The sequence below is a fragment of the Streptomyces griseoloalbus genome (genome assembly GCA_014650015.1).
In the GTDB taxonomy this organism is placed as follows: domain Bacteria; phylum Actinomycetota; class Actinomycetes; order Streptomycetales; family Streptomycetaceae; genus Streptomyces; species Streptomyces griseoloalbus.
Genome location: BMUD01000010.1, coordinates 1 through 24,519 on the forward strand (window position 1 = coordinate 1; position 24,519 = coordinate 24,519).

24 protein-coding genes are annotated in these 24,519 nt (G+C 72.6%); 12 read left to right on the top strand and 12 right to left on the bottom strand.

Features of this window, described 5'->3' with window-relative positions; genetic code table 11:
- Positions 1–575 (bottom strand): maltotransferase domain-containing protein (locus IE178_RS16735; RefSeq protein ID WP_193512865.1); only part of this gene is annotated, 575 nt, incomplete at its 3' end.
- Between the two features lie 76 nt (positions 576–651).
- A complete protein-coding gene (locus IE178_RS16740; RefSeq protein WP_193512866.1) occupies positions 652–951 on the bottom strand; it encodes a DUF5133 domain-containing protein in 300 nt (99 codons plus the stop codon).
- Between the two features lie 364 nt (positions 952–1,315).
- Here IE178_RS16740 and IE178_RS16745 point away from each other — a divergent pair, with 364 nt between their 5' ends.
- Both IE178_RS16745 and glgX read left to right on the top strand, forming a co-directional pair.
- Entirely contained in the window at positions 1,316–1,828 is a 513-nt protein-coding gene (locus IE178_RS16745) for a pep a2 (protein ID WP_184766734.1), read from the top strand.
- Positions 1,825–3,969 (top strand): glycogen debranching protein GlgX, encoded by a 2,145-nt coding sequence (glgX, locus tag IE178_RS16750; protein WP_193512867.1) that lies wholly within the window; start codon positions 1,825–1,827, stop codon positions 3,967–3,969. Before IE178_RS16745 ends, glgX begins: the two co-directional genes overlap by 4 nt.
- Before the next feature lie 20 nt (positions 3,970–3,989).
- Here glgX and IE178_RS16755 read toward each other — a convergent pair whose 3' ends face one another.
- A complete protein-coding gene (locus IE178_RS16755) occupies positions 3,990–4,793 on the bottom strand; it encodes a VOC family protein (RefSeq protein ID WP_193512868.1) in 804 nt (267 codons plus the stop codon).
- 249 nt (positions 4,794–5,042) lie between these two features.
- Here IE178_RS16755 and IE178_RS16760 point away from each other — a divergent pair, with 249 nt between their 5' ends.
- Positions 5,043–5,363, top strand: coding sequence for an ANTAR domain-containing protein (locus IE178_RS16760; RefSeq protein WP_193512869.1), 321 nt, complete (start codon positions 5,043–5,045; stop codon positions 5,361–5,363).
- A 25-nt stretch (positions 5,364–5,388) separates the two neighbouring features.
- Here the strand turns inward: IE178_RS16760 and IE178_RS16765 are convergent, their stop codons facing one another.
- Positions 5,389–6,180: an RNA polymerase sigma factor SigF gene (locus IE178_RS16765; RefSeq protein ID WP_184766731.1), complete on the bottom strand. Its 792-nt coding sequence runs from the start codon at positions 6,178–6,180 to the stop codon at positions 5,389–5,391.
- Positions 6,181–6,675: 495 nt separating this feature from the next.
- Here IE178_RS16765 and IE178_RS16770 point away from each other — a divergent pair, with 495 nt between their 5' ends.
- Positions 6,676–7,197 (top strand): hypothetical protein, encoded by a 522-nt coding sequence (locus IE178_RS16770; RefSeq protein ID WP_184766730.1) that lies wholly within the window; start codon positions 6,676–6,678, stop codon positions 7,195–7,197.
- 7 nt (positions 7,198–7,204) lie between these two features.
- On the opposite strand, the gene hemC is transcribed toward IE178_RS16770, so the two are convergent.
- From hemC to IE178_RS16785, 3 genes are all read right to left on the bottom strand, one after another.
- Positions 7,205–8,146 carry a hydroxymethylbilane synthase gene (gene hemC, locus IE178_RS16775; RefSeq protein ID WP_193512870.1) on the bottom strand — a complete coding sequence of 314 codons (942 nt, stop codon included), beginning with the start codon at positions 8,144–8,146 and terminating at the stop codon, positions 7,205–7,207.
- 72 nt (positions 8,147–8,218) lie between these two features.
- Complete coding sequence (locus IE178_RS16780) at positions 8,219–8,995, bottom strand: NPP1 family protein (protein WP_193512871.1); 777 nt, start codon at positions 8,993–8,995, stop codon at positions 8,219–8,221.
- A gap of 143 nt (positions 8,996–9,138) precedes the next feature.
- Positions 9,139–10,119: an ATP-dependent DNA ligase gene (locus tag IE178_RS16785; protein WP_193512872.1), complete on the bottom strand. Its 981-nt coding sequence runs from the start codon at positions 10,117–10,119 to the stop codon at positions 9,139–9,141.
- A 116-nt stretch (positions 10,120–10,235) separates the two neighbouring features.
- On the opposite strand from IE178_RS16785, the gene IE178_RS16790 reads away from it, so the two are divergent.
- From IE178_RS16790 to IE178_RS16805, 4 genes are all read left to right on the top strand, one after another.
- On the top strand, positions 10,236–10,742 hold the full coding sequence (locus IE178_RS16790; RefSeq protein WP_184766726.1) for a MarR family winged helix-turn-helix transcriptional regulator: 507 nt from the start codon (positions 10,236–10,238) through the stop codon (positions 10,740–10,742).
- Positions 10,743–11,201: 459 nt separating this feature from the next.
- Complete coding sequence (locus tag IE178_RS16795; protein ID WP_193513015.1) at positions 11,202–11,582, top strand: DoxX family protein; 381 nt, start codon at positions 11,202–11,204, stop codon at positions 11,580–11,582.
- The gene (locus IE178_RS16800) at positions 11,579–12,046 is read left to right on the top strand and encodes a peroxiredoxin (RefSeq protein WP_184766724.1); all 468 of its coding nucleotides are present in this window, start codon (positions 11,579–11,581) and stop codon (positions 12,044–12,046) included. The genes IE178_RS16795 and IE178_RS16800 overlap by 4 nt, the downstream gene beginning before the upstream one ends.
- Before the next feature lie 59 nt (positions 12,047–12,105).
- Positions 12,106–14,475 (top strand): SpoIIE family protein phosphatase, encoded by a 2,370-nt coding sequence (locus IE178_RS16805; protein WP_193512873.1) that lies wholly within the window; start codon positions 12,106–12,108, stop codon positions 14,473–14,475.
- Positions 14,476–14,526: 51 nt separating this feature from the next.
- Here the strand turns inward: IE178_RS16805 and IE178_RS16810 are convergent, their stop codons facing one another.
- Positions 14,527–15,141, bottom strand: coding sequence for a DNA polymerase ligase N-terminal domain-containing protein (locus tag IE178_RS16810; RefSeq protein ID WP_193512874.1), 615 nt, complete (start codon positions 15,139–15,141; stop codon positions 14,527–14,529).
- A gap of 53 nt (positions 15,142–15,194) precedes the next feature.
- A complete protein-coding gene (locus IE178_RS16815) occupies positions 15,195–16,025 on the bottom strand; it encodes an aldo/keto reductase (RefSeq protein WP_193512875.1) in 831 nt (276 codons plus the stop codon).
- 183 nt (positions 16,026–16,208) lie between these two features.
- Here IE178_RS16815 and IE178_RS16820 point away from each other — a divergent pair, with 183 nt between their 5' ends.
- On the top strand, positions 16,209–17,183 hold the full coding sequence (locus IE178_RS16820) for a TauD/TfdA dioxygenase family protein (protein WP_193512876.1): 975 nt from the start codon (positions 16,209–16,211) through the stop codon (positions 17,181–17,183).
- Between the two features lie 87 nt (positions 17,184–17,270).
- Here the strand turns inward: IE178_RS16820 and IE178_RS16825 are convergent, their stop codons facing one another.
- The 3 genes from IE178_RS16825 to IE178_RS16835 form a co-directional block, all read right to left on the bottom strand.
- Positions 17,271–18,776, bottom strand: a complete 1,506-nt coding sequence (locus IE178_RS16825; protein WP_193512877.1) for a metallophosphoesterase family protein — start codon at positions 18,774–18,776, stop codon at positions 17,271–17,273.
- An 88-nt stretch (positions 18,777–18,864) separates the two neighbouring features.
- A complete protein-coding gene (locus IE178_RS16830; RefSeq protein ID WP_193512878.1) occupies positions 18,865–19,620 on the bottom strand; it encodes a dienelactone hydrolase family protein in 756 nt (251 codons plus the stop codon).
- 89 nt (positions 19,621–19,709) lie between these two features.
- A complete protein-coding gene (locus IE178_RS16835; RefSeq protein WP_184766505.1) occupies positions 19,710–20,330 on the bottom strand; it encodes an L-threonylcarbamoyladenylate synthase in 621 nt (206 codons plus the stop codon).
- A gap of 143 nt (positions 20,331–20,473) precedes the next feature.
- Between IE178_RS16835 and IE178_RS16840 the strand changes: the two genes are divergently transcribed.
- The 3 genes from IE178_RS16840 (at position 20,474) to IE178_RS16850 (ending at position 24,516) form a co-directional block, all read left to right on the top strand.
- Complete coding sequence (locus IE178_RS16840; protein WP_318280095.1) at positions 20,474–21,964, top strand: helix-turn-helix domain-containing protein; 1,491 nt, start codon at positions 20,474–20,476, stop codon at positions 21,962–21,964.
- Between the two features lie 268 nt (positions 21,965–22,232).
- Positions 22,233–22,469 (top strand): hypothetical protein, encoded by a 237-nt coding sequence (locus IE178_RS16845; protein ID WP_184766507.1) that lies wholly within the window; start codon positions 22,233–22,235, stop codon positions 22,467–22,469.
- Positions 22,470–22,857: 388 nt separating this feature from the next.
- Complete coding sequence (locus IE178_RS16850) at positions 22,858–24,516, top strand: catalase (RefSeq protein ID WP_184766508.1); 1,659 nt, start codon at positions 22,858–22,860, stop codon at positions 24,514–24,516.
- The last annotated feature ends 3 nt before the right edge of the window (positions 24,517–24,519 follow it).

The window sequence follows — 24,519 nt, forward strand, 5'->3', positions numbered from 1 at the left end:
AGCAGGGGCAGGGGCTCGCTGCTGGTGACCAGCTCCCGCAGCGGATGCCGGGCCAGCACCGCGTCCACCTCCGGCGTCAACGCCGCCGCCAGCCGGGTGGCGCAGGGCAGGGAGTCGTCGCGCAGGGTCCGGGCCGCGGTCAGGAGCACGGCCTGGCCGTCCTCCCGCGGGACCCCGGCGGCCGCGCGCTCGTGGAGGTCGGCGCCCTCCTCCAGGACCAGCCCCGTGTCGATGCCGGCCGGCACCTTGACGGTGGCGGTCCCGCGCCAGGTGGCCACGGGGTCCCCCCAGGCCTCGACGCGGTAGGTCCACCGGCCCGGAGCGTCCGCGACGACCTCCGCGCCCCACCGGTCCGTGCCCGGCGCCAACTCCCGCATCGGAGTGAACGGCCCCGGACGCCCCTCGGGATCCTTCAGGACCACATTGGCGGCCACCGCGTCGTGCCCCTCACGGAAGAGGGTCGCGGTGACCTCGAACGTCTCACCCACTACGGCCTTCGCCGGCCGCCTCCCGCAGTCGACGGACGGCCGGACGTCCCGTACCGGGATACGACCGATGGTCCGGGTCGTCTTCATGGGTCTGTGCACCTCCGCCGTGCTCGGGCCCGGGCCGTTGCGCCGGACGTGGGACCACCTGGCGGCGGGAAGGTCCTTACCTTCCCGCCGGGGAGCGCCGCTCGATGGCGGGCGGGCCCCGTCTGGCCGTCGCGGCCGGACGGGGCCTGTCGTTCTGTTCCTGCGGACAGGTGACCAGGGGGGTGCGCAGGTACCGTTCGGCGGCGTCCGCGGCCTCCCGGGCGCAGCGCTTGCCCATCAGCACACAGAGCGTGTAGCCGGAGTCCTCGAAGGTGGCCCGTACGGTGTGATCGGTGGGGGCCGCCAGCATCACGCGCTCCCACGCCCGGTAGCGACGCAACTGCCGGGCGACTTCGGCTTTGGCGGGTAGCAGCATGGCGCCGTTCACCTTTCCGGGGCTCGATGGGGGCGCGTTGTCCCGACGGTCGGGCGGCGGCCGTGCGCGCGGAACGCACGGACCCGTAACGGCGATCGAGGTCTTCACACATGGTGCACGGGTGATGACGCATCGTCTTGTTGGATTTTCAACCACTCGGGGCGGCATCCCGGCGGGTGGAGGCGCGGCCCCGTGCTCGGTTGTCGTCACGGGCGCCTCAGTCGTGCGCTCGTGTTGCACGGATGGACCAATGCCCTCACTCTGAAGGTGACTCAGAAGCGATACCCGCTCACGTTCCGTGTCCGGGGGCTCGCCCCGCAGGGGCGAGGAGGAACGAGAGCTTCGCGGTGAGGAGCCAACGACCATGAAGAGCGCAGTGCCCTGCTACTACCACCTCGACGTGGAAGTCAGCCCGGAGAAGGTGGGACAGGTCAGCCGCATACTGGCCGCTCACCTCCGGTTCTGGGACCTGGAGAACCTGATGGAGCCCGTCTGCGGCGGCGCCGAGATGCTGCTGCGGGCCATCGACGAGCACGCCACCGACAAGAACACGTCGATCGAGATGTGGTGGAACGGCCAGCACCTCATCACGGCCATCGGGGACAACGACCGCGCCCTGCGCCCCGACCAGGAGCTGCGCGGCTGTCTCGAGCACATCGCGGCGAGCAGCGACGGCTGGGGCTGCTGCGCCACCGAGACCGGCAGCAAGGTCATCTGGTTCTCGCAGCGCGCCCGCGCCGGCGAGCGTGTCCCGCTGGTGCCGACCGCGCCCGACCCGCGCGAGAGCGAGGGCCTGGACCTGCCCCGCGAGGTGGCCGTCGCCCAGCTGACCGGACGGGTGCGAACGCCGGGCGGCCTCCTGGAGGAGGCCCGGTGACCCGGCGACGGAACCGGAAAGGGGCGCCCGCGTGGAGCGGGCGCCCCTACCCGCTGGGTGCGGCCTTCGACGGCGAGGGCACCAACTTCGCGCTGTTCAGCGAGGTCGCCGAACGCGTCGACCTCATCCTGGTGGAGGACGACGGCCGGCACAGCGCCGTACGGCTCACCGAGGTCGACGGTTTCGTCTGGCACGGCTACCTCCCCGGCGTCGGCCCCGGACAGCGCTACGGCTACCGGGTGCACGGACCGTGGGCCCCGGCGGCCGGCCACCGCTGCAACCCGGCGAAGCTGCTCCTCGACCCCTACGCCACCGCGGTGGACGGACAGATCGACAACCACCCCTCGCTCTACGAGCGCAGCCCGCACGGACCCGACCCGGCCGACAGCGCCGGACACACCATGCTCGGCGTGGTGACCGACCCGGCCTTCGACTGGGGCGACGACGCCCGGCCGGGCCGCCCCTACGCCGACACCGTGATCTACGAGGCCCACGTCAAGGGCCTCACCCGCACCCACCCCGACGTCCCCGACGGACTCCGGGGCACCTACGCCGGTCTGGCGCACCCCTCGGTGGTCGAGCACCTGACCTCCCTGGGCGTCACCGCGGTGGAGCTGATGCCGGTGCACCAGTTCGTCCAGGACGGTGTGCTGCAGGGACGTCACCTCGCCAACTACTGGGGCTACAACACCATCGGCTTCTTTGCCCCGCACAACGCCTACGCCGCCCACGGCACCCGCGGGCAGCAGGTCAACGAGTTCAAGGACATGGTGAGGACCCTGCACGCGGCCGGGCTCGAAGTGATCCTCGACGTCGTCTACAACCACACCGCCGAGGGCAACGAGAAGGGCCCCACCCTCTCCTTCCGGGGCATCGACAACTCCTCGTACTACCGCCTGGTGGACGGCGACTGGTCGCACTACTACGACACCACCGGCACCGGCAACAGCCTGCTGATGCGCCACCCGTACGTACTGCAGCTGATCATGGACTCACTCAGGTACTGGGTCACCGAGATGCATGTCGACGGCTTCCGGTTCGACCTCGCGGCCACCCTGGCCCGGCAGTTCCACGAGGTGGACCGGCTGTCGGCGTTCTTCGACCTCATCCAGCAGGACCCGGTGATCAGCCGCGTCAAACTGATCGCCGAACCCTGGGACGTGGGCGAGGGCGGCTACCAGGTGGGCAACTTCCCGCCCCTGTGGTCGGAGTGGAACGGCAAGTACCGCGACGCCGTACGGGACTTCTGGCGGGGCGAGGAGCACACCCTCGGCGAGTTCGCCTCCCGGCTGACCGGCTCCTCCGACCTGTACGCGCACAGCAGGCGCAGGCCGCGCGCCAGCGTCAACTTCGTCACCGCGCACGACGGCTTCACGCTGCGCGACCTCGTCTCGTACAACGACAAGCACAACGAGGCCAACGGCGAGGACAACCAGGACGGCGAGAGCAACAACCGGTCCTGGAACTGCGGCGCGGAGGGCGCCACCCGCGACGCGGCCGTGCTCGAGCTGCGCGCCCGCCAGCAGCGCAACTTCCTCGCCACGCTGCTGCTGTCCCAGGGCATCCCGATGCTCTCCCACGGCGACGAACTGGGCCGCACCCAGCGCGGCAACAACAACGCCTACTGCCAGGACAACGACATCAGCTGGGTCGACTGGCGGCTGACCGACGAACAGCGCGACCTGCTGCGCTTCACGCGGACGCTCATCTCCCTGCGCCTCGACCACCCCGTGCTGCGCCGCCGCCGCTTCTTCCGCGGCGAGACCGCGCGGCACGCGGACCAGCCGCTGCCCGATCTGGTGTGGCTGCTGCCGGACGCGCGGGAGATGACCGACGACGACTGGCAGCGTTCCGACGCCCACTCGGTCGGTGTGTTCCTCAACGGCGACGCCATCGCCGAACCGGACGCACGCGGCCGGCCCCTCGTCGACGACTCCTTCCTGCTGCTGCTCAACAGCCACTGGGAGCCGGTGGACTTCCGCCTGCCGGACGCGGCCTACGGCGAACGCTGGACGGTGCTGATCGACACCGCCGACCCGGACGGCACCCCCGACGAGTCGGAGCGCAAGTGGGGAACCGCCCTCACCGTCGCCGCCCGCGGCCTGGTTCTGCTGTCCCGTCCGTCCCGCACCTCACCGTGACCGGCCGGCCCCGGGCGGTGTCATCGTTCGGGGCGTGAGGTCACCGTGAACTGGGCGCCCTCGTTGTCGCGCAGCACGGCCTCGTCGGCGGCCTCGGACAGGACGCTGCCGCCGTGCCGCTCGGCGGCGCGGGCGCAGGCCGCCACGTCCTTCACGGTGAAGTGAACCTGCCAGTGCGGCCGGATCGCCGGGTCCGGAGCGGATCCCGCGGCCCCCGACTCGATCCGCGCCACCACCTGCCCGCCGCTGCGCAGCACCACTTCCTCGCCCTCGTAGCGCACCTCGCAGCAGCCGGGCTTGTCGGACGCCCAGTCGAAGACCTCGCCGTAGAAGATGGCGGCGTCGAACGCGTCACGGGTGTGCAGCCGGATGAACGCCGGCTGCGCGCGGCGCCAGGTGGGCCAGTCGGTGAACAGCTCGCCCTCCCAGATCCCGAACGTCGCCCCGTCCCGGTCGGCCAGCAGCGCCGCACGCCCGGGCGGCAGGGAGATCGGACCGACCGCCGAGGTGCCGCCGCGCTCCTGCACCCGCGCCGCTGCCTCGTCGGCGCTGCGCACCGCGAAGTACGGCGTCCACGCCACCGCCATCTGCCACATGGTGGCGACCCCGGCGATCCCGGCCACCGGCGCGCCGTCGGCCAGGGCGATGCGGAACCGGTCGCCGAGCCGGACCTGACGCCACTGCCAGCCCAGGACGGCCCCGTAGAAGTCCTCGGTCGTCTTCACGTCGCGGCTGGTCAGACTGACCCAGCAAGGTGCCCCGAACACGGAGTGCGTCGAGAAGACGTCCGTCGTCGCGGCGGTGGAGGGCATGTCGTGGTTCATGGCAGTCGCGTCCTGATCTCGTTCGGCCCGGCAGCCACCCGGATGACACCAGTGTCCGCCGGATACCGGTCCGGGCGCCTGCCGAGTACCCCGGCGGCGGCTCCGAAACGGCGACGCCGACCGCCCGGCCCACCCCGGTGGCACAGGGCGGTCCGCGTGGTGACGATGGAGGGATCGGACACTGGGTGAAGGCACTCAAGCACTATGCGAAGGCACCAGAAGAGCGGCACACCGGACCCGGAGGTGACCATGCCCACGGAAGGGGGCGCGGACCGGATCCTCCAGCTGGAGGAAGAGGTACAGCAACTGAAGGACGCGGTCGCCTCGCACGCGGTGGTGGACCAGGCGATCGGCATGATCGTCGCACTCGGGCGGGTCTCGCCCGACCAGGGCTGGACGGTGCTGAAGGAGGTCTCGCAGCGGACGAACATCAAGCTCCGCAACGTGGCCGACATGATCCTCGTCTGGGGGCGCACCGGCCTGCTGCCCGCACACGTGCGGACGGTACTGGAAGAGGTGCTGGACCGGCTCGGGCCCACCCAGATCCCGGGCGCGCCGCCGGAGTGCTGACGCGCCCGCGCCGCGCGGATCCCGTTCAGCCGGCCTCGGCCTGCAGCTCCTCGCGCAGATGGGTGAAACAGCTGCTGAGCAGCCGGGAGACATGCATCTGCGAGATGCCGAGCTGCTCGGCGATGGAGCTCTGCGTCATCCCCCCGAAGAACCGCAAATAGAGGATGAGCCGCTCGCGCTCCGGCAGCGCCTCCAGACAGGGCCGCACCGCCACCCGGTCGACGACGGCGTCGTAGGCCGGGTCCGGACCGCCGATCGCGTCCCCGAGGGCGTATCCGTCGGTGCCCGGCATCTCCGCCTCCAGCGACAGCGCGGAGAAGCACTCCAGCGCCTCCATACCGGTGCGCACCTCGCTCTCGGTCAGCCGGGCGTGCTCGGCGATCTCCGCGACCGTGGGCGCCCGGCCCGGAGTCGTCTGCGCCAGCTCCTTCGCCGCGTGCCGCACGCGGTTGCGCAGGTCCTGCACCCGGCGCGGTACGTGCAGGGTCCACATGTGGTCGCGGAAGTGGCGCTTGATCTCGCCGGTGATCGTGGGCACGGCGTACGCCTCGAAGGCGTTGCCGCGCGCCGGGTCGTAGTGGTCGACGGCCTTGACCAGACCGAGGGCCGCCACCTGGTACAGATCCTCCAGGGCCTCACCGCGTCCCCGGAACCGGACGGCGATCCGCTCCGCCATGGGCAGCCAGACCGTGACCAGTTCGTCGCGCAGCATGCTGCGCTCGGGCCCGTCGGGCAGCCCGGCCAGACGGGCGAAGTCCCCGGCCGTGTCCGGGGAGTCGTCGTGGGGGTGCGGCTTCCTGGGCCTGACGGTACGCATGGCGCGCACCTCCCTGAGCAGGTGCCGGATGGACAGTACCCGTGGGAAGCGGCGGCTCGGACCACGGAAGGCCCGCGGCCGGCGAGCGGTCCCCACGGACGTGCCTCCTGTCCGAAGCACTGGGAATCCCATTCCCCGTACGCCGTCATTTCAAAACGGTTCCCGGAATTCCGTGGGGCGCATTCGCGGATGACGTACGGTCCGGAATCAAGAGAATTCGTTCAGTGAAATGCGCGGCGGTGGGGCGGGGGGACGGCGCCCGCCCCACCCCGCCGTCGCGGACCGCTCCCCCGGCCCGCCGGTGATCACTGCGCCGGACGTGATGTGCGGCACGCCGTCGCCGTGAGCCGGACGGCCGGTCGGGGAATTCCTCCAGCGCAGCGCTTGATCACTGATCAGATGGGGCGAACCGCCTGACCACAGCGCATTCTGCTCATTTGACAGTGCGCTGAGCCCACAGATAGGAAACAGCGGACCGAAGTCGAGAGGTGCACTGTGTACGAGCCGAACGTGGTGGGCGACTGGCAGGAGTGCGACGAGCATGCCGGTCTGCGGGTCCGCGTCCACCGTCTGGAATCCGGCGAACCGCCGCGCGGCCGGGATGACGCCGCCGAGGGGCTGACGTACTTCAGTGTCCGCGTGACCGTCGAGAACCGCGGCGAGAGGCCTTTCTGTATTCATCTCGAGGACGGCCAGATCGACGTACGGACCGGGCCCGACGGCGAGAGCGCGTTCATCGACTGGCGCAACTCGCAGTTCATCGAGGGCTTCGACGTCTACCCGTTGCGCCGGGTCACCGCGGTGCTCTACGCGGCCGCTCCCGAGGCGTCCCTGAGCCATGTCGACGTCCAGGTGCAGTTGCGGGCCGACGAGGAGTGGGCCGGCCGCCGGCTGTGGGCGGGCGGCATCGGTGTGCAGGAGGTGTCCGCCGGTGCTTCCGCGGGCGCGTGCCGGGACGGCCTCGCGCAGCAGGTGAGCGTCTTCCTGCAGGAGCAGGCCGAGGAGGGCACCGCCTGAGCCGGTGTCAGTGCGGGATGCCGTCGATGATCTCGCGGGCGCCCTGACGCAGCAGGGCCACGGCGACCGATGTGCCGAGCGTCTCCGGATCGAGCCGTCCCGCCCACTCGTGCGCGTTCAGCCGGATCTTGCCGTCCGGCGTGAAGACGCAGGCCCGCAGGGACAGCTCACCGGTGCGGTGCACGCGGGCGTGGCCGGCGATCGGGCTGTTGCAGTGGCCCTGCAGCACATGCAGGAACATGCGTTCGGCGGCGGCCTCGCGGTGGGTGTCCGGGTGGCCGAGGGCGCCGACCGCCCCGATGAGATCGGCGTCGCCCTCGCGGCACTGCAGGGCGAGGATGCCCGCGCCGATGGGCGGCATCATCGCCTCGGGGGAGAGGACCTCGCTGATCACGTCACCGCGGCCGATGCGTTCCAGGCCGGAGACGGCCAGCAGCAGGGCGTCCGCCTCCCCGGCCGCGAGCTTCTCCAGCCGCCGGTTGGCGTTGCCGCGCAACGGTACGCACCGAAGGTGCGGGTGGGTGGCGGCCAGTTGGGCGACCCGGCGCACCGAGGAGGTGCCGATCCGGGTCCCGGGGGCAAGCTCGTCCAGGGTGAGGCCGTCCGGGTGCACGAGGGCGTCGCGGACGTCGTCCCGCTTCAGGAACGCGGCGAACACCGTGCCCGCCGGGAGCGGCCGGTCGGCGGGCACGTCCTTGACGCAGTGCACGGCGACGTCCGCCTCACCGGCGAGCAGCGCGGCGTCCACCTCCTTGGTGAACGCGCCCTTGCCCTCCACCTGCGACAGATCGCCCAGCCACGTGTCCCCGGTCGTCCTCACCGGCACCACCTCGGTGCGCACACCGGGATGGGCGGCGGCCAACTCCGCCCGGACACGCTCCACCTGGGCGAGCGCCATGGGCGAGTCGCGGGAGACGATCCGGATCGGTTCGGGGGTGGGCATGCCCACACGATAGACCCCGACGGCCCCGGCCGTGCCGGGACGCCGAACGGCGCCCCGGCGTCAACGGGCGTGCCGCGTTCAGGCGTTCGGGTCGAACGGAATGCCCGACGGCTTGGCCGCCGCGAGGTGGGAGGTGAAGCTGCCGTCCTTCAGACCGAAGTTGGCGCTGCCGAAGTCGTACGAGGTGAGCTTGTCGCGCAGCCCCGCCGGATAGCCGTTCCAGCCGACCAGCGCCGGGTACTGCCAACTGCCCTTGTGGTTCTCCGGCGGCTCGTCGCCCGAGCCCGCGAGGCGGAAGCAGTGGGTACTGATGCCGTCCTTGTGGTACACGATCTTCGGATGCGTGCCGTCGAAGCGGACCGCCGAGCGCGCGTGGATCGAGAACGAGCCGTGGTTGGACGTCGAGACGTACTGCACGGTGTCGTTCTGCACCCACACCACGACGTGCTCCCAGTCGTGGCGGTGGCCCCCGAGGCTGCTGCCCGGCAGGGCCTGGTCCTTCTCGAAGTACAGGCCGTAGATGATGGCGCACCAGCCGTTGTTGCACTTGGAGCGCGCATAGCCGTTGGTGCTGTCCAGGTCCGAGGCGTCACGGCAGTTGCCGTTGAGCGCGCCGGTCGGGTTGAGGCCGGTGTTGACGGCGCCGTCCGGGCCGATGGCCGGTGTGGGGTAGCAGCCGTCGGTGTCGTAGTCGTAGGCGGGCTGGTAGGTCTGTTCCAGCCCGTCCGCGTTGGCCGGCAGGGCGGGGGGCGGTGCGGCGAAGGCGGTGGCGGGAAAGGCGATGACCAGGGCGACCGCGCCGGCCAGGCCGGTCAGCCATCTCCTGCGGTGCGTTCGGGACGTGCTCGACGACACTGCGTCCTCCTTTGGTGCGGGCGCAGCCCAACCACTGTGGGGGGCAAGAGGGTTCAGCATCCCCGCTGGACGCATACATGCCAAGAGGTCGCAGGCGTACCGCTGGTGAAGCACGGCCCAACACTCGCGGTGGCGAGTCCGGATCACACCAGGTCTTCCGGAATGTCGGCCGCCGCCTCCTCGGGTGCGAGGTCCGGCCTGAGGCGCAGCCAGGACGGCTGGCGCAGCATCCCGTCCCGGGTACGGGTGCTGTAGCGCACCTCGCCGACCAGCCGGGGCACCACCCAGCGCGCGCCCGGCACGGCCGGCGCGGGGTCGAAGGGGCACACGTCGGTCGCCCCCGCCCGTAACAGCGCGGCCAGTTCCGCCCGTTCGGCCTCGCTCCAGCCGGTGCCCACGCCACCGACGTACCGCAGCCGCCCCGCCGCCCGCTGCCCGACCAGCACGGCGCCCGGCAGGCCGGTCAGCCGTCCCTTGCCGGGCAGCCAGCCGCCGACCAGGACGTCCTCGCTGCGCATGTTGCGGATCTTGATCCAGGCGCGGGAGCGCACGCCGGGTTCGTACACCGAGTCCAGCCGCTTGCAGACCAGGCCCTCGAGGCCGTGGTGAAGGGTCGCTCGCAGCGCCTGGGCACCGTGGCCGGTGATCGCGGCCGGAGTGGACCAGGCCGGCCCGTCGAGGGCGAGGTCCAGGAGCGCCTCGCGGCGCCCGGTGTAGGGCACACGGATCAGCGACCGTCCGGCCAGATGCATGACGTCGAACAGCACCAGGTGGACGGGGACCACCGCCGCCCGCCGGGCCGCCCTCTCCGGGGAGTGCGCCAGGCCCATGCGGGACTGCAGCAACTGGAAGCTCGCGCGGCCGCGCTCGTCCAGTGCGAGCACCTCGCCGTCCAGGACCGCGCGCGTGGCACCGAGGGCGGTGGCCAGCGGCCGGAGTTCGGGGTACGCGCCCGTGATGTCCTGGCCGGAGCGGGCGCGCAGCACGACGGTGCCGTCGCCGGGGAGGTAGATCACCGCCCGCTGGCCGTCCTGTTTGGTCTCATAGGCGAAGCGGGCGTCCGCCGCCGGGGGCGGCAGGGTGCCGGGGGTGGCGAGCATCGGCGGGATCAGCGGCAGGGTCACGGGTGAGATGTGGACATCCGTGCGGACCGCCACGCGCAGGCCGCCGGGGATTCGCCCGAACGGTGGGAAGGCCGGCGATTGATTGAGTTACGCAATGAGATGGTAAAGTGCGGCGCATGCCCACACCCCCGCTCTCCGACGTCCCCGCCTCCCCGGAAGTGGCCGAGATCGAGCGCGCGCTCCACCGCATCACCTACCTGAGCACGCGCGCCCGTCAGCACGAGCGGCTGATGGCCATGGCGGGTGTGCCGCTGGACCGGGCGGCCGTCGCACTGCTGCGGCAGATGGCCGACACCGAGCCGATGCGGCCGGGGGAGCTGGCCGCCCGGCTGGGCGTGGAGGCGTCGCACGTCACGCGCACGGTGCAGCAGCTGGAGAAGTCCGGACATGCCACCCGCGTCCCGGACCCCGACGACCGCCGCGCCCAGCGCATCGAGCTCACCGACGCCGGCCGGGAGGCGATCGCCCGGATCCGCGAGACCGGGGTGCGGGGCATGCAGGTGGCCCTGGCCCACTGGTCGCCCGAGGAGCTGCGGCAGCTCGCCACCCTCTTCCACCGCATGGTCGACGACTTCCTCGCCCACCCCACCGACGAGGAAACGGAACCCGCCCCCACCGCCTGACCCGGTACCTTGCCTCGTTCCCGCCCCCGGGTGCGCTCACGGACGTACGACGAGACGAAGGCGCTCGGTCGGACGAGGACGACCGACCGGCCGGCAGGCGACGGCGCCCGGCGGGCGCGGGAGCGACGGCCCGTCGTCCCGGCAGGCCGCGACCGTGCCACCCCCGCCGCTCCCGCGGGACCCCGTCGAGCGGGTGACCGCCACGCACGGCGCCGCGCCCACCACGGCGGCCGGCGGTGCCGGCAGCGCAGAGGCGTGCGGTCCGACCACGACGACCACGACGCCCATGACTCATGACGACCATGACGCCCACGACTCATGACGATCACGACGATCACGACGCCCACGACGCCCACGGCGGCGACGAGCGGCGACGAGCGGCGACGAGCGGCGACGAGCGGCGGCGCCGGCTACTTACTGTCCGGTAATATCGCGCGGCAGGTCATCAGAGGAGGAACCGTGTCCCGGTCCGAACGCTCACCCCTGCTGCTCGCCGGCCTGCTGGCCGTCGCGGGCACCGCCCACTTCGCCGCCCCGCGCCAGTTCGACCACATCGTGCCGCGTTCCCTGCCCGGCTCGCCCCGGACCTGGACCTGCGCGAGCGGCGCCGCCGAACTGGCGCTGGCCGCCGGTGTGGCGCTGCCCCGTACCCGCAAGGCCGCCGCGCTGGCCGCGGCGGCCTTCTTCGTCGGCGTGTTCCCCGCCAACGTGAAGATGGCCGTCGACTGGCGGCACCGCCCCACCCCGCAGAAGGCCGTCGCCTTCGGCCGGCTGCCCCTGCAGCTGCCGCTGGTGCTGTGGGCGCGCCGCGTCGCCAAGGGCGCGGAGGGCCGGGCGTGAGCGGGCGCCCGGAGAAGGGCGACACGGTCGAGGACTTCGCGCTGCCGGACGAGACCGGCACCGTCCGCCGGCTGTCGGATCTGCTCGCCGGGGGGCCGGTGGTGCTGTTCTTCTACCCCGCCGCCCTGAGCCCCGGCTGTACCGCGCAGGCCTGCCACTTCCGGGATCTCGCCGCCGAGTTCGCCGCGGCCGGCGCGCGACCGGTGGGCATCAGCGCGGACGCCGTCGAACGACAGGCGGAGTTCGCCGGACGGCACGGCCTCGGCATGCCGCTGCTGTCCGACGCGGACGGCGCGGTCCGCGAGCGGTTCGGTGTGAAGCGGGGGATCGCCCTGGCGCCGACCAGACGTGCCACCTTCGTCATAGGCCGGGACCGGACCGTCCTGGAAGTCGTCCGCAGTGAGCTGCGGATGAACGTCCACGCCGACCGGGCGCTCGCCGCGCTCCGTGACCACCGCACCTGACACCACCCGGACGCACGGTCGCGGTTGATACAGGCACGTAATGGGACGATCCTGGACGAATGGAGGACGCCTCCGCCGTGGTGGTCGTCGACGCCCGCGGCATTGTGACGGGGTGGAGCGAGGGCGCCCGGCGGCTGACGGGACACCCGGCCGAGGAGGCCGTGGGACGGGCCGTGCGGGAGTTCTTGGCCGCGGACGCCCCGCCCCCCGGCACGCCCCTGGCATCCGGCCGGGCCGCGCTGCGCCACCGCGACGGCCACTCCGTACCGGCCCGGCTCACGGTCCGGCCCCTGCTCGGCGCCGTGGGCACCCCGGCCGGACAGGTGATCACCGCCGGGCCGCCCGACGCGGCGGAGACCTCCCTGGCCGCGAGAGCGTTCCAGCAGGCGTCCATGCCGATGTCGATCTTCGACACCGAGCAGCATTACCTGGGGGTCAACGACGTGGCCTTCCGGATCATGGGCGGGCCGGTGCAGGACCTGCTGGGGCGGCCCTACCTGCACACCGTGGACGAGGGCGCGGACACCCTCGGCATCGCCCGGCATCTGCGCCGCGTCGCCGAGACGGGCGAGCCCCTGCGCTACGAGAGCGTCACCCGGGCACCCGCCGAAGGTCGCTCGCACGCCTGGAACATCGAGATGTGGCCGGTCCGGGACGGATCCGGCGAGGTGGTCGGCACCGTGGTCGCGGCGTTCGACAGCACCGAACAGCACCGTGCCCGGCGGCGCCTGGCGTTGCTGAACGAGGCCGCCGCCGGCATCGGCACCACCCTGGACGTCGTACGCACCGCCGAGGAGCTCGTGGAACTCCTGACGCCGGCGTTCGCCGACTTCGCCGCCGTCGACCTGCTCGACTGGGTGCTCGGGGCCGACGAACCCCCTGCCCTCCCGGAGAGCGGGATCGAGCTGCGTCGCGTGGCGCACGGCTCCGCCGCCCACGGAAGCCACGGGGCGGCCGTGCACCTCGGCCAGACGGACGTCCACCCGTCGTACTCCCCGCCCGCGCAGGCGCTGCGGGAGTGCAGAACGGTGCTCGCCCGTGCGGGCGAACCGGACTTCGACCGGTGGATCGCCGAGCGCGTCGCGCCCGCCCCGACCGTCCGCCCACGCCCCGCCGCCATCCATTCCCTGCTGGCCGTCCCGCTGCGCGCCCGCGGCACCACGCTCGGCGTCGCGGTCGCCGTGCGCAATGTCCACCCCGACGAATACGTCGCGGAAGACGCCGTTCTCGCCGAGGAACTCGCCAGTCGCGCCGCCGTCTGTGTGGACAACGCCCGCCGCTTCGCCCGCGAACGCACCACCGCGCTGATGCTCCAGCACAGCCTGCTGCCCAGGGGACTGCCCGGCCAGGCCGCCGTCGACGTCGCCCACCGCTATCTGCCCTCCGGGTCGGCGGCCGGCATCGGCGGCGACTGGTTCGACGTCATCCCGCTGGCCGGCAGCCGGGTCGCCCTGGTCGTGGGTGACGTCGTCGGCCACGGAATCCCCTCCGCGGCGACCATGGGCAGGCTGTGCATGGCCGTGCGCACCCTCGCCGACGTGGACCTCCCGCCCGACGAACTCCTCACCCACCTCGACGACCTGGTCTCCCATCTCTCCGCCGGCGACCGCGACGACATCGGCGAGCTCGGCGCCACCTGCCTGTACGCCGTCTACGACCCGGTCTCGCGCCGCCTGAGCGTGGCCGCCGCAGGGCACCCCGCGCCGGCCCTCCTGCTGCCCGACGGAACCTGCGGGCTCATCCCCGTGAACGCGGGCCCGCCGCTGGGGGTGGGAGGGCTGCCGTTCGAGGCGATGGAGCTCCAGCTGCCCGAGGGCAGCGTCGTCGCCCTCTACACCGACGGCCTCGTCGAGGACCGCGACCGCGACATCGATCGCGCCACGGACGACCTGCGCCGTGCCCTGCAGGTGCCCGCCGACTCGCTGGAGTCCCTGTGCGACGGTGTGCTCAAGCACGTACTGCCGGAGGAACCCGGTGACGACGTGGCCCTGCTGCTGGCCCGCACCCGGGCCCTCGGCGCCGACCGGGTCGCCACCAGGGACGTGCCGCCGGACCCCGAGGAGGTGGGCGCCGCCCGGCAGTGGGCCACCGACATGCTGGCCGCGTGGGGACTGGACGAGATCGCCTTCATCACCGAACTCGTCGTCAGCGAACTGGTCACCAACGCCATCCGGTACGGAGTGCCCCCCGTCAAGCTGCGGCTGATCCGCGACCGCACCCTCATCTGCGAGGTCGCCGACGCCAGCTCCACCTCACCGCATCTGCGCCGCGCCCACGCCTACGACGAGGGCGGGCGCGGACTGCTGCTGGTGGCCCAGCTCACCCAGCGCTGGGGCAGCCGGCAGACGGGCGGCGGCAAGACGATCTGGGCGGAACAGCCACTGCCCGACCCGGCGCAGGGTCTGTCCGGCGGATCGGGCCGGGGGTGACCGTCGGCGTCCTGCGACCCCGCGTCTGCGGCATGAGCCGCCGGAGGAGCCCTATGGGGGCCCCTCGCCCTCCGCGGCGACCTGGGCGAGGGTACGGCCGGACCGTGCCGACCGCGCCCGTCGCGGATCCGGGGCGCCGCGACCGCCGGCGCCCCCCTTGGCTGCCCGGACCAGGAGCCACGCCTGCTCACCGCCGTCGTCCCCGTCGCGGAAGCGGGTGAGGGCGTACTCGCCGTGCAGCTTCGACCCGCGCAGCCGGAACGTGGCATGGCCGCGCGCCAGCGACTCCGCGAAGTCGACGGGCCGGCCCCGGCGGTCGTGGCTGAGCGGCTCGTACGTGCCGTGGTCCCAGACGATCACCGTGCCGCCGCCGTACTCGCCGCGCGGGATCACCCCCTCGAACTCCTCGTACTCCAGCGGATGGTCCTCCGTGGGCACGGCGAGCCGCTTGTCGCGAGGATCGGCGGACGGGCCCTTCGGGACCGACCAGGACTTCAGCACCTCGCCCACCTGGAGCCGGAAGTCGAAGTGCATCCTGCGCGCGTCGTGGATCTGCACCACGAAGCGGGGTTCCCGGCCCGGCGCGGCCCCGGCCCCCCGGGGCTCACGCGTCCGGCCGAAGTCCCGCTTGCCGTGGTAGTCCCGCAGCCGGTCCCGTTCGCCCACCGTGCCGCTCCTTCCCGTACCCCACACCGCACGCGCGGGCCCCGGGTACCCGGTCAGAACTCCTCGTGCACCTCCGGATCCCCGCCGATCCGGCGGTGGGCCCGGTCGGCGACGGCCCGCATCTGGGCGGCGTCCAGTTCGAAGCCGAACACGTCGAGGTTCGCGCGCTGCCGCACCGGGTCGGACGACTTCGGGACGGGCAGTGCGCCCAGCTGGAGGTGCCAGCGCAGCACCGCCTGGGCCGGGGTCACCCCGTGCGCCTCGGCGACGGCGGCCACGGCCGGGTCGTCCAGGAGCCGCGAACCACGGCCCAGCGGGCTCCAGCTCTCGACGAGCACGCCCTTGTCCGCGTGGTAGGCGCGCAGCTCCTCCTGCGGGAAGAGGGGGTGCAGCTCGATCTGGTTGACCGAGGGCAGCACCCCCGTCTCCTTCTCCAGCCGCTCGATATGGGCGGGCGTGAAGTTGGAGACGCCGATCGACCGGACGAGACCGTCCTCGCGCAGCTTGATCATGGCCTTCCAGGAGTCGACGTACTTGTCCACGCGGGGGAGCGGCCAGTGGATCAGATAGAGGTCGACGTACTCCAGGCCGAGCCGGGCCCGGGACTCCTCGAAGGAGGCGAGTGTCTCCTCGTAGCCGTGGTGCCGGCCCGGGAGCTTCGTCGTCACGACGATCTCCTCGCGGGGCACGCCGGCCCCGGCCACGGCACGGCCGACACCGGTCTCGTTGCGGTAGTTGGTCGCGGTGTCGACGAGGCGGTAACCCGCCCGAAGGGCCGTGGCCACCGCCCGCTCCGCCTCGACGTCGTCCATCGGCCAGGTGCCCAGACCCAGGGCGGGGATCGTCGTGCCGTCGTTGAGGGTGTGGCTCGGGATGGTGATCACGAGGGGGCCTTCCCGTTGACAGTGTCGTCCTCCCAGCGTCGCGGACGGTGGGGGCAATGATCAACCGGGACGGGCGGGTCCGCGCGGACGAGGCCCTGTCGCCAGGCCCGCCCGACGCTGCCACGATCTTCCCGGGACCCGGTCCGTACGGGGCCGGGGGGACGAGCGACGGAGTGGGGACGCATGACGACGGACAGGGGCGGCGTGACGGACGGGGAGCGGAGCGCGGCGGTGGAGGTCCATCCGGTCGCCGGGCACATCGGGGCCGAGGTCACCGGTGTCGACCTCGCCGGTGACCTCGACGACGCCGTGATCGCCCGGATCAGGGCGGCGGTGCTGCGCTGGAAGGTGGTGTTCTTCCGCGGCCAGCGCCTCGACCACGCCGGACAGGTGGCGCTGGCCCGCCGGTTCGGCGAACCGGTCGTCCTGCCGCGGCGCGGCAAGGCCTCGCCGCCGGACTTCCCCGAGATCGAGACGACCGCGGACCGGCTGGAGCTGGGGGGCCGGTTCGGCATGGAGCACGACGAGTGGCTGCGCCGCCGGCGCCACACCCTGCTGCGCGGCTGGCACTGCGACCACGGCGCCCGCGTCGACCCGCCGGCCGCGACGATCCTGCGCGCCGAGACCGTCCCGCCCTACGGCGGCGACACCACCTGGTCGAACCTGGCCGCGGCGTACGCCGGCCTGTCCGCCCCGGTGCGCGAGTTCGCCGACCGGTTGCGCGCCGAGCACCGTCTCGGGGTCGGCTACCAGCCCCGGCCCGGCGACGACGCCTATGTGCGCCATCTGCTGGACCACCAGACCGCCTCCGAGCACCCGCTGGTGCGCGTGCACCCGGAGACCGGGGAGCGGGTGCTGTTCGTCAACGGCTACTACGTCGAGCAGATCACCGGGCTCTCCCGCCCCGAGAGCCGGGCCGTGCTGGAGATGCTGCTGGAGCAGGCGAGCCGGCCCGAGTACACCGTGCGGTTCCGGTGGGAGCCGGGCAGCGTGGCGTTCTGGGACAACCGGGCCACCATCCATCTGGCCCCGGGCGACACCGCCCACCTCGAGCACCCGCGGATCATGCACCGGGTGATGATCGCCGGTGACGTCCCGGTCGGCGTGGACGGACGGCCCTCGCGGCCCCTCACCGGCACCGCACCCGGACGCTGGTAGCGGACGCCCGGCGGGCCGGCGGCGAGGCCCTTCCGGCGGCGAGGGCCCTTCCCGGGGGGCCTCCCCGGCGCCCCGGCGCCCCCCAGGTCACTTCAGCGGGATGGTCACCTCGTCCTCGACCGGCGGGGTGACCTCCTGAGCGCGGTGGCCGGTGGCCGCGTGACAGCGCAGCCGGATCTCGTCCGGGCCGACGTCCAGACGCAGGAAGCACTTGAAGAACGGCGGGCTGTAGGTGGCCGAGCCCGGCGAGAACACCTGCGTGTAGATCTTGCGCACGGGCAGCCGGAACCGTTTGGCCCGGTCGGGCCGGCGTCCGGTGCCGAGCAGTCCGGCGACCAGCCGCATCCGGCGGGTGAGCCGGGGCGGTGCGCCCTGGACCCTGGTGGGCCCGATGCCGAGGCGTTCCGCGATCACCGTCATCGCCTCGGACTCGGTGAGGGTGAAGAAGCGCCGCATCCGCAGCCGGCGCCCGTAGAGCGCGCTGTAGAAGGCGAGCGAGTCGCCGCGCAGCGGATAGCAGCGGAAGTCCCGTTCGGTGACGCCGGCGACGTCGACCCCGGGGATGGTGTGCGTGGCGTGCATGAACGCCCCGCCGCCGCCCGCCACCACGTACTGGATGGTCCGGCCGTCGGCCAACCGCACCGGGTAGCGCTGGTAGTTGTGGATGTCGCCGCCTATCGCCGCCACATAGTGGTGGCCGGGATCGCGGACGATGTCGTCGACGGTGCCGCCGCCGTCGATGGGGCACGGGTGGTGCGAGCCGTCCACGTACAGGGGCGAGCCCGTGACCAGGATCTTGGGGCGCGGGCCCCGGGAGACCTCCCGCAGCCAGGCGCCCTGTTCGGCGTCGAGCGTGCCCAGCAGGCCGGTGTCGATGCCTATGATCCGCACCGGTCCCGCGTCGATCGCCCAGTACGGCCCCGGCTGCACGGCCTGCTGGGCGGGCCCGGACCGCAGCGTGCGTGCCTCGGCGAGGCGCCCGCCGTCCCCGGGACGCGGCCGGTGCCACAGCAGGGAGCGCAGCCAGTCCCGGGTGAGGGGACGCGGGGCGGGCCCGGGCGGCAGCGGCGGGGCGTCGTCGCAGAAGACGCGCATGAAGCCGTCCAGGTCCTCGTACCAGTCGTGGTTGCCGGGTATCGCGTAGATCGGTGCCTGATAGTCCCGGTACGGGCGGAAGAACTTGGTGAGATAGTCGTCCGCGCTGCCCACCGGGTAGATCACATCGCTGGCGAGCACGGCGAAGGCGGTGTCCCGGCCCTCCTTCAGCAGACCGGGCACCACCGCGTACTGGGGCTCGTCGCCCTCGCCCGTGTCACCGAGGACCAGGAACGAGAACCGGTCCGGGTCGTCACGCCGGATGACCTTGTCGGCGGGTGCGCCGGCCGCCGCCCGCTGGGCGACCCGCCGGGCGCGGGTACGCCCCGTGGGATCCCCGAACCAGGAGGCCAGGACCCCGTTGCGGGCGGCCCACAGCATCCTCGGGTCGAGCCAGGAGATCCTCTCGACCCGAGACGGCATCAGCCGCCGGTACGCACCGCGTTCCGCGCTGCCCCAGCCGGCACCCTCGGCGGTATCGCGTGAAGAGTCGGACACCGGTGCACGGTAACAACGGCGCGGCCGCCCGCCGGAGGGCGGGTGGCCGGTGAACCACCCCCGGCCGGCGCCCGGTTGGCGGCGGGCTTCAGAAGGTGCGGCCCAACAGGTCGAGCAGCGCCGCCCAGTGACGCTCGTCCGCCTCCTTGTCGTACGCGGCCGTGTCGGACTGGGTGTAGCCGTGCCCGGCGCCGGTGTACACCTCGCAGCGGTGCCGGACGCCGGCGTCCGTCAGGGCCCGCTCCAGGCGCTCGATCTGCTCCCCGGGCAGCGAGTGGTCCCGGTCGGCGTGGCCGAAGTACACCTCGGCGGTGATCCGGCCGGCCACCCGATGCGGACTGTCCGGCGCGTCCGTCGCCAGCCGGCCGCCGTGGAACCCGGCCGCGGCGGCCACCCGGTCCGGGTGGGTGCCGGCGGTGCGCAGGGACAGCGCCGCGCCCATGCAGTAGCCGGTCACCGCCACCGGGCCGTCGGCCGCCGCCGGGCACTCGGCGAGCCACCGCAGATACGCTCCGGCGTCACGCATCGCCCGCTCGGGCGTCAGCTCCCGCATGACCGGCCCCAGCTGCTGGAAGATCTCCGGCCGCGCCCCCGGGTCGATGAACTCGGGCAGTTCGACCACGGGAGCACGCCCGCGCCGGTAGAACAGGTTCGGCACCAGGACGGTGTAGCCGGCCTCCGCCAGCCGGTCGGCCATCGCCCGCAGCCGCGGACGCGGACCGAAGGCGTCCATGTAGAACAGCACCGCCGGCCGGGGAGCCCCGTCGACGGGATGCGTCAGATACGCGTCCGCGGTGCCGTCCTCGGTCGGGATGTCGACCTGGGTTCCCTGTACGGCGGTCATGGCGGGGCTGCCTCCCTGAGGGCTGCGGGCCGGTACGGATCACGGCCATCGTGACACGCCGGCCGGGGGCCGCAGGCGGCGCGGTGCCCTCACTCGAACCGCGACACGTCGCCCGCGCCCCGCCGTACGACCTCCGGCTCACCGCCCGAGAAGTCGATCACCGTGGTCGGTTCGGTGCCGCAGTCGCCGGAGTCGATCACCGCGTCCACCACGTGGTCGAGCCGGTCCTTGATCTCCCAGCCCTGCGTCATCGGCTCGTCCTCGCCGGGCAGCAGCAGGGTGCTGGACAGCAGGGGCTCGCCGAGCTCCGCGAGCAGCGCCTGGGTGACGACGTGGTCGGGGATGCGCACGCCGACCGTCTTCTTCTTGGGGTGCTGCAGCATGCGCGGCACCTCCTTGGTCGCGGGCAGGATGAACGTGTAGCTGCCCGGGGTCGATGCCTTGACCGCGCGGAACACGTCGTTGTCGATCCGTACGAACTGGCCGAGCTGCGCGAAGTCCCGGCACACCAGGGTGAAGTGGTGCCGGTCGTCCAGTTTGCGGATCGTGCGGATCCGGTCGATGCCGTCACGGCTGCCCAGACGGCAGCCGAGCGCGTAGCAGGAGTCCGTGGGGTATGCGATCAGGGCGTCGGAGCGGATGCCGTCGGCGACCTGCGCGATGGTGCGCGGCTGGGGGTTGTCGGGGTGCACGTCGAAGTACTTCGCCATTCACCGAGCTTATGCCGCCCGGCCGCGCTCGTGCCGCCGGGGCGGTCCGGGTGCGCCGTCGCGCCGGGATGAGCGGCGCGCGTGGGTGCGGTAACGTCCCCGACCCGAACCCGGGGGACGGCGAGCGGACGAGGGGGGCCGAGGTGACAGGCGGTAACGACGGAACACGGCGGACGCCCACGGCGGCCGGGGAGCACCGGGCGTGGGCGCGGGAGCTGCTGCAGCATCTGCGGCCGGGCGGGCGCGACGTCCGCAGGGTCGTCGACTGGCTGGCCGGCGCCGTGCACGCGGAGGTGTCCCTGCGGGACGCCGCCGGCACGCTCCTCGCCGGGACCAGGGTGCCGCTGGACGAGTCCCTCCTCGCCGGCCTCGGGTCGGGACGGATCGCCTCCGCCGCCTATGAGGGGGCGGGACACCACGTGCGCCTGGTCAAGATCGGGCACCGCGCGCAGGTCTGTGTGCTGGCAGTCTCCCGTAAGGCCCGCTTCGACCGGCACACCTCTGACGTCGTCACGCACACCGCCCAGGTGATCGAACTCCTGCTGACCGCCCGTGAGACGACCGCGGCCGGACACCGGCTGCGGCGGGCCACCGCCGATCTGCGGCTGGCCATCCTGCAACTGCTGATGGTCGAGGACACCGTCGCGGCCCGCCGGGTCGCCGCGGGTCTCTGGCCGGGCCTGCTGGACGCCGACACGGCGTGCGTCTACGTCATCGAGTCCGAGCCGGCCCGGCGCGAGCGGCTCCTGGAGGAATGCCTCGACACCACGCGGGAGGAGGCCCTCGTCGTGCGGTGCCCGGCCATGGACGGCCATGTGATCGTGGTCAGTCCCCGCGAGGCCACCGCCGACGCTCTGCGGTCCCTGGTCGAACGGCATCCGCGGACCTTCCTCGGCGGCAGCGTCCGGCAGAGCCTCGCCCGTACCGCCGCCGCGTACGGGCAGGCCGTCAGCGCCCTGGCGGTGGCCCGGTTCCGGGCGGACAAGACGGCCGTCTACGCCGAGCGCACCCACCCGGAGCGACTGATGGACCCGGCGGCCCTGCGCGGCTGGACGGCCCTGGTGCTGCGCCCGCTCGACGCGCTGCCGCACCACACCCGTGCCGAACTCCTCGCCACCACCCGCCTCGGCCTGGAGTTCACCGCCGTCAACGCCGCCAAGATCCTCGGCGTCAGCCGCAACACCGTGCGCGCTCGCATGGATCGCGTCGAGACCATGCTCGGCGTCGACTTCGGCGACGTCACCGCCCGCGCCGTCGTGCACCTGGCGCTCCACACCCAGATCAACGTGGTGGACGGCCGGGCGGGCACCGCCCCCGGCGCGCACGCCCCGCGCCTCGCCGACCTGCTGGCGGGCCCCGCCGTCGGCGCGTGGGCACAGGAGCTGCTGGGGCGACTGGACCGGGACTCCCGCAACGTGCGCCGCACGGTGCGCACCTGGATCGCCGCCGGGGGCAACGCCGAGCGGGCCGCGCGGGGTCTGGGGGTCCACCCCCAGACCGTGCGGGAGCACGTGCGCAGCGCCGAACCGGTCCTCGAACGCCGGCTGCTGACCCCCGGGACGGACCTGTACGAGGTCGTCCTGGCCCATCTGGCGGTGGGTGACCTGCGGCAGCCACTGCTCGCGGGTGAGTAAAACCGGGCCTTTCGGACTCGGTTGTGCACGGATGAGCCCTCCGGCGGCTCCAGCGGGCATCGGTGCGATACACAGGCGCGCCCCGTTCCGCATAGTTTCGGGACATGGCGGGGGCACGACCGGAACGGGGGACCGGTCGCGTCCCCGCTCCTTTGCCGCTGTGTGCCTTCGGCCAGGACGGGTACCCGGCCGCCGCTGTGGAGGCCCGCCGGCCGGAACGCACCGGTGCGGGTGGGCCCGGAACGAGCACCGCGAAGAGGAGGCCCGGATGACCAGTGAGACGGAGACCGGCGGCGTCACCGGCACGCAGGACAAGGACTACAACCTGATCTGGTACGTCGAGGCGTGCCTGAGCAACGCGCTGCGCCTGGAGAGCTACATCCAGGACGCCGAGCGCGCCAAGGACACCGAGGTCGCCGACCTGTTCCGCAAGGCCCAGGCGGACAGCCGCAAGGGCGCGGAGCTGGGCAAGGGGCTGTTGAAGGCCCGCCTGGACGGCGGCTGAACGCCGCTTCGTGAGGCCCGGTCGCCGTGGGACGCGGTGGCCGGGCCCCGCCGTGTCCCGGCAAGGTCCGGCGGCTGGGCGGGTGAGGGCCGGGAGGGTGACGTCCGGCAGGGTGACCGCTACTGCCGATCGACAACCGCGGGTGCGCCAGGAGGCGACGCTCCATGCCGAAGCCCACTGGCGACGGCGCCGACATGACGTACGGCCGGGTGATCCGCCTCGACCTGCGGACACTCACCGGCGCACTCGGCCGCCTCCTCACCCGGCCGCCGGCCCCACACGGGCGCGGTCCGCCGCTCCGAGTCGCCGCCCGCGACGATGCGCGGCAGCATGGCCCCCGTACGCACGCCATCGGGGGGATGCCGAGCAGCGCGAGGAGCCCATCATCATGACGGACGTTTCGAGCCGGGGTCCCGCTCCGGGGGACGACCGCAAGGTACTCACCAACCGACAGGGCCATCCGGTCTACGACAACCAGAACCAGCGCACCGTCGGTGCCCGAGGCCCGGCCACGCTGGAGAACTACCAGTTCCTGGAGAAGATCAGTCACTTCGACCGGGAACGCATCCCCGAGCGCGTCGTGCACGCCCGTGGCGTCACCGCCTACGGCTACTTCGAGGCGTACGGGAAGTGGGGCGACGAGCCGATCTCCCGGTACACCCGCGCCAAGCTCTTCCAGGAGGAGGGCAAGCGCACGGACCTGGCCGTCCGCTTCTCCACCGTCATCGGCGGACGCGACTCCTCCGAAGCCGCCCGCGACCCGCGCGGCTTCGCGGTGAAGTTCTACACCGAGGACGGCAACTGGGACCTCGTCGGCAACAACCTGGGCGTCTTCTTCATCCGGGACGCGATCAAGTTCCCGGACGTCATCCACGCCCTCAAGCCCGACCCGGTCACCTTCGAGCAGCAGCCGCGCCGCATCTTCGACTTCATGTCGCAGACACCGGAGTCGATGCACATGCTCGTCAACCTCTTCAGCCCGCGCGGCATCCCGGCGGACTACCGCCACATGCAGGGCTTCGGCGTGAACACCTACAAGTGGGTCAACGCCGAGGGTGAGACCAAGCTGGTCAAGTACCACTGGATGCCCAAGCAGGGCGTGCGCGGCATGACGGCCGAGGACGCGGCGAACGTCCAGGCGGAGGGGCTCGGCCACGCCACCAAGGACCTCTACGAGGCGGTGGCGCGGGGCGAGTACCCGGAGTGGGAACTGGTGGTCCAGATGATGGACGACCACGAGCACCCGGAACTGGACTTCGACCCGCTGGACGACACCAAGACCTGGCCCGAGCAGGACTTCCCGCCGAAGCCGGTGGGCCGGATGGTGCTGAACCGGATGCCGGACAACTTCTTCGCCGAGAACGAGCAGATCTCCTTCGGCACCGGCGTCCTCGTCGACGGCCTGGACTTCTCCGACGACAAGATGCTCGTCGGCCGGACCTTCTCCTACAGCGACACCCAGCGCCACCGGGTCGGCCCGAACTACCTGCAACTGCCCGTCAACCAGGCCAAGCACGCGGACGTACGCACCAACCAGCGCGACGGCCAGATGACGTACCACGTCGACGGCGCCGGCGAGAACCCGCACGTGAACTACGAGCCGTCGATCACCGGCGGTCTGCGGGAGGGTCAGTACCCGACGCACGACGAGCAGGGCCCGGAGATCCGGGGCCGGCTCACCCGCAGGCGCATCCCGCGCGCCAACGACTACCTGCAGGCCGGCCAGCGCTACCTGCTCATGGAGGACTGGGAGCGCGACGACCTGGTGAAGAACTTCGTCGACCTGATCTCCCAGTGCGACCGGGAGGTGCAGGAGCGCATGGTGTGGCACTTCCTGCTGGTCGAGAACGACCTCGGCCGCAGGGTCGGCGAAGGCCTCGGCATCATGCCGGAGGACGTCGCCCACCTCGATCCCCTCGCCGGCCAGGACCTCACGGACGAGGACCGCAAGCGGCTGGCCAACCTCGGCGACAACCCCCCGCGTGACGTGGAAGGGCTCACCATGACCCACTGCGTCCCCGACGAACGGCACGTGGTGACCCGGTGAGGG

What these genes read in the sequence shown, in the direction of transcription:
- IE178_RS16760 (WP_193512869.1), top strand. Translation starts at nt 5,043, where the DNA reads ATGCCCACGGAAGGGGGCGCGGACCGGATCCTCCAGCTGGAGGAAGAG.
- IE178_RS16830 (WP_193512878.1), bottom strand. Translation starts at nt 19,620, where the DNA reads ATGACCGCCGTACAGGGAACCCAGGTCGACATCCCGACCGAGGACGGC.
- IE178_RS16790 (WP_184766726.1), top strand. Translation starts at nt 10,236, where the DNA reads ATGCCCACACCCCCGCTCTCCGACGTCCCCGCCTCCCCGGAAGTGGCC.
- IE178_RS16805 (WP_193512873.1), top strand. Translation starts at nt 12,106, where the DNA reads ATGGAGGACGCCTCCGCCGTGGTGGTCGTCGACGCCCGCGGCATTGTG.
- IE178_RS16820 (WP_193512876.1), top strand. Translation starts at nt 16,209, where the DNA reads ATGACGACGGACAGGGGCGGCGTGACGGACGGGGAGCGGAGCGCGGCG.
- IE178_RS16835 (WP_184766505.1), bottom strand. Translation starts at nt 20,330, where the DNA reads ATGGCGAAGTACTTCGACGTGCACCCCGACAACCCCCAGCCGCGCACC.
- IE178_RS16765 (WP_184766731.1), bottom strand. Translation starts at nt 6,180, where the DNA reads ATGCGTACCGTCAGGCCCAGGAAGCCGCACCCCCACGACGACTCCCCG.
- IE178_RS16850 (WP_184766508.1), top strand. Translation starts at nt 22,858, where the DNA reads ATGACGGACGTTTCGAGCCGGGGTCCCGCTCCGGGGGACGACCGCAAG.
- IE178_RS16740 (WP_193512866.1), bottom strand. Translation starts at nt 951, where the DNA reads ATGCTGCTACCCGCCAAAGCCGAAGTCGCCCGGCAGTTGCGTCGCTAC.
- IE178_RS16755 (WP_193512868.1), bottom strand. Translation starts at nt 4,793, where the DNA reads ATGAACCACGACATGCCCTCCACCGCCGCGACGACGGACGTCTTCTCG.
- IE178_RS16745 (WP_184766734.1), top strand. Translation starts at nt 1,316, where the DNA reads ATGAAGAGCGCAGTGCCCTGCTACTACCACCTCGACGTGGAAGTCAGC.
- IE178_RS16845 (WP_184766507.1), top strand. Translation starts at nt 22,233, where the DNA reads ATGACCAGTGAGACGGAGACCGGCGGCGTCACCGGCACGCAGGACAAG.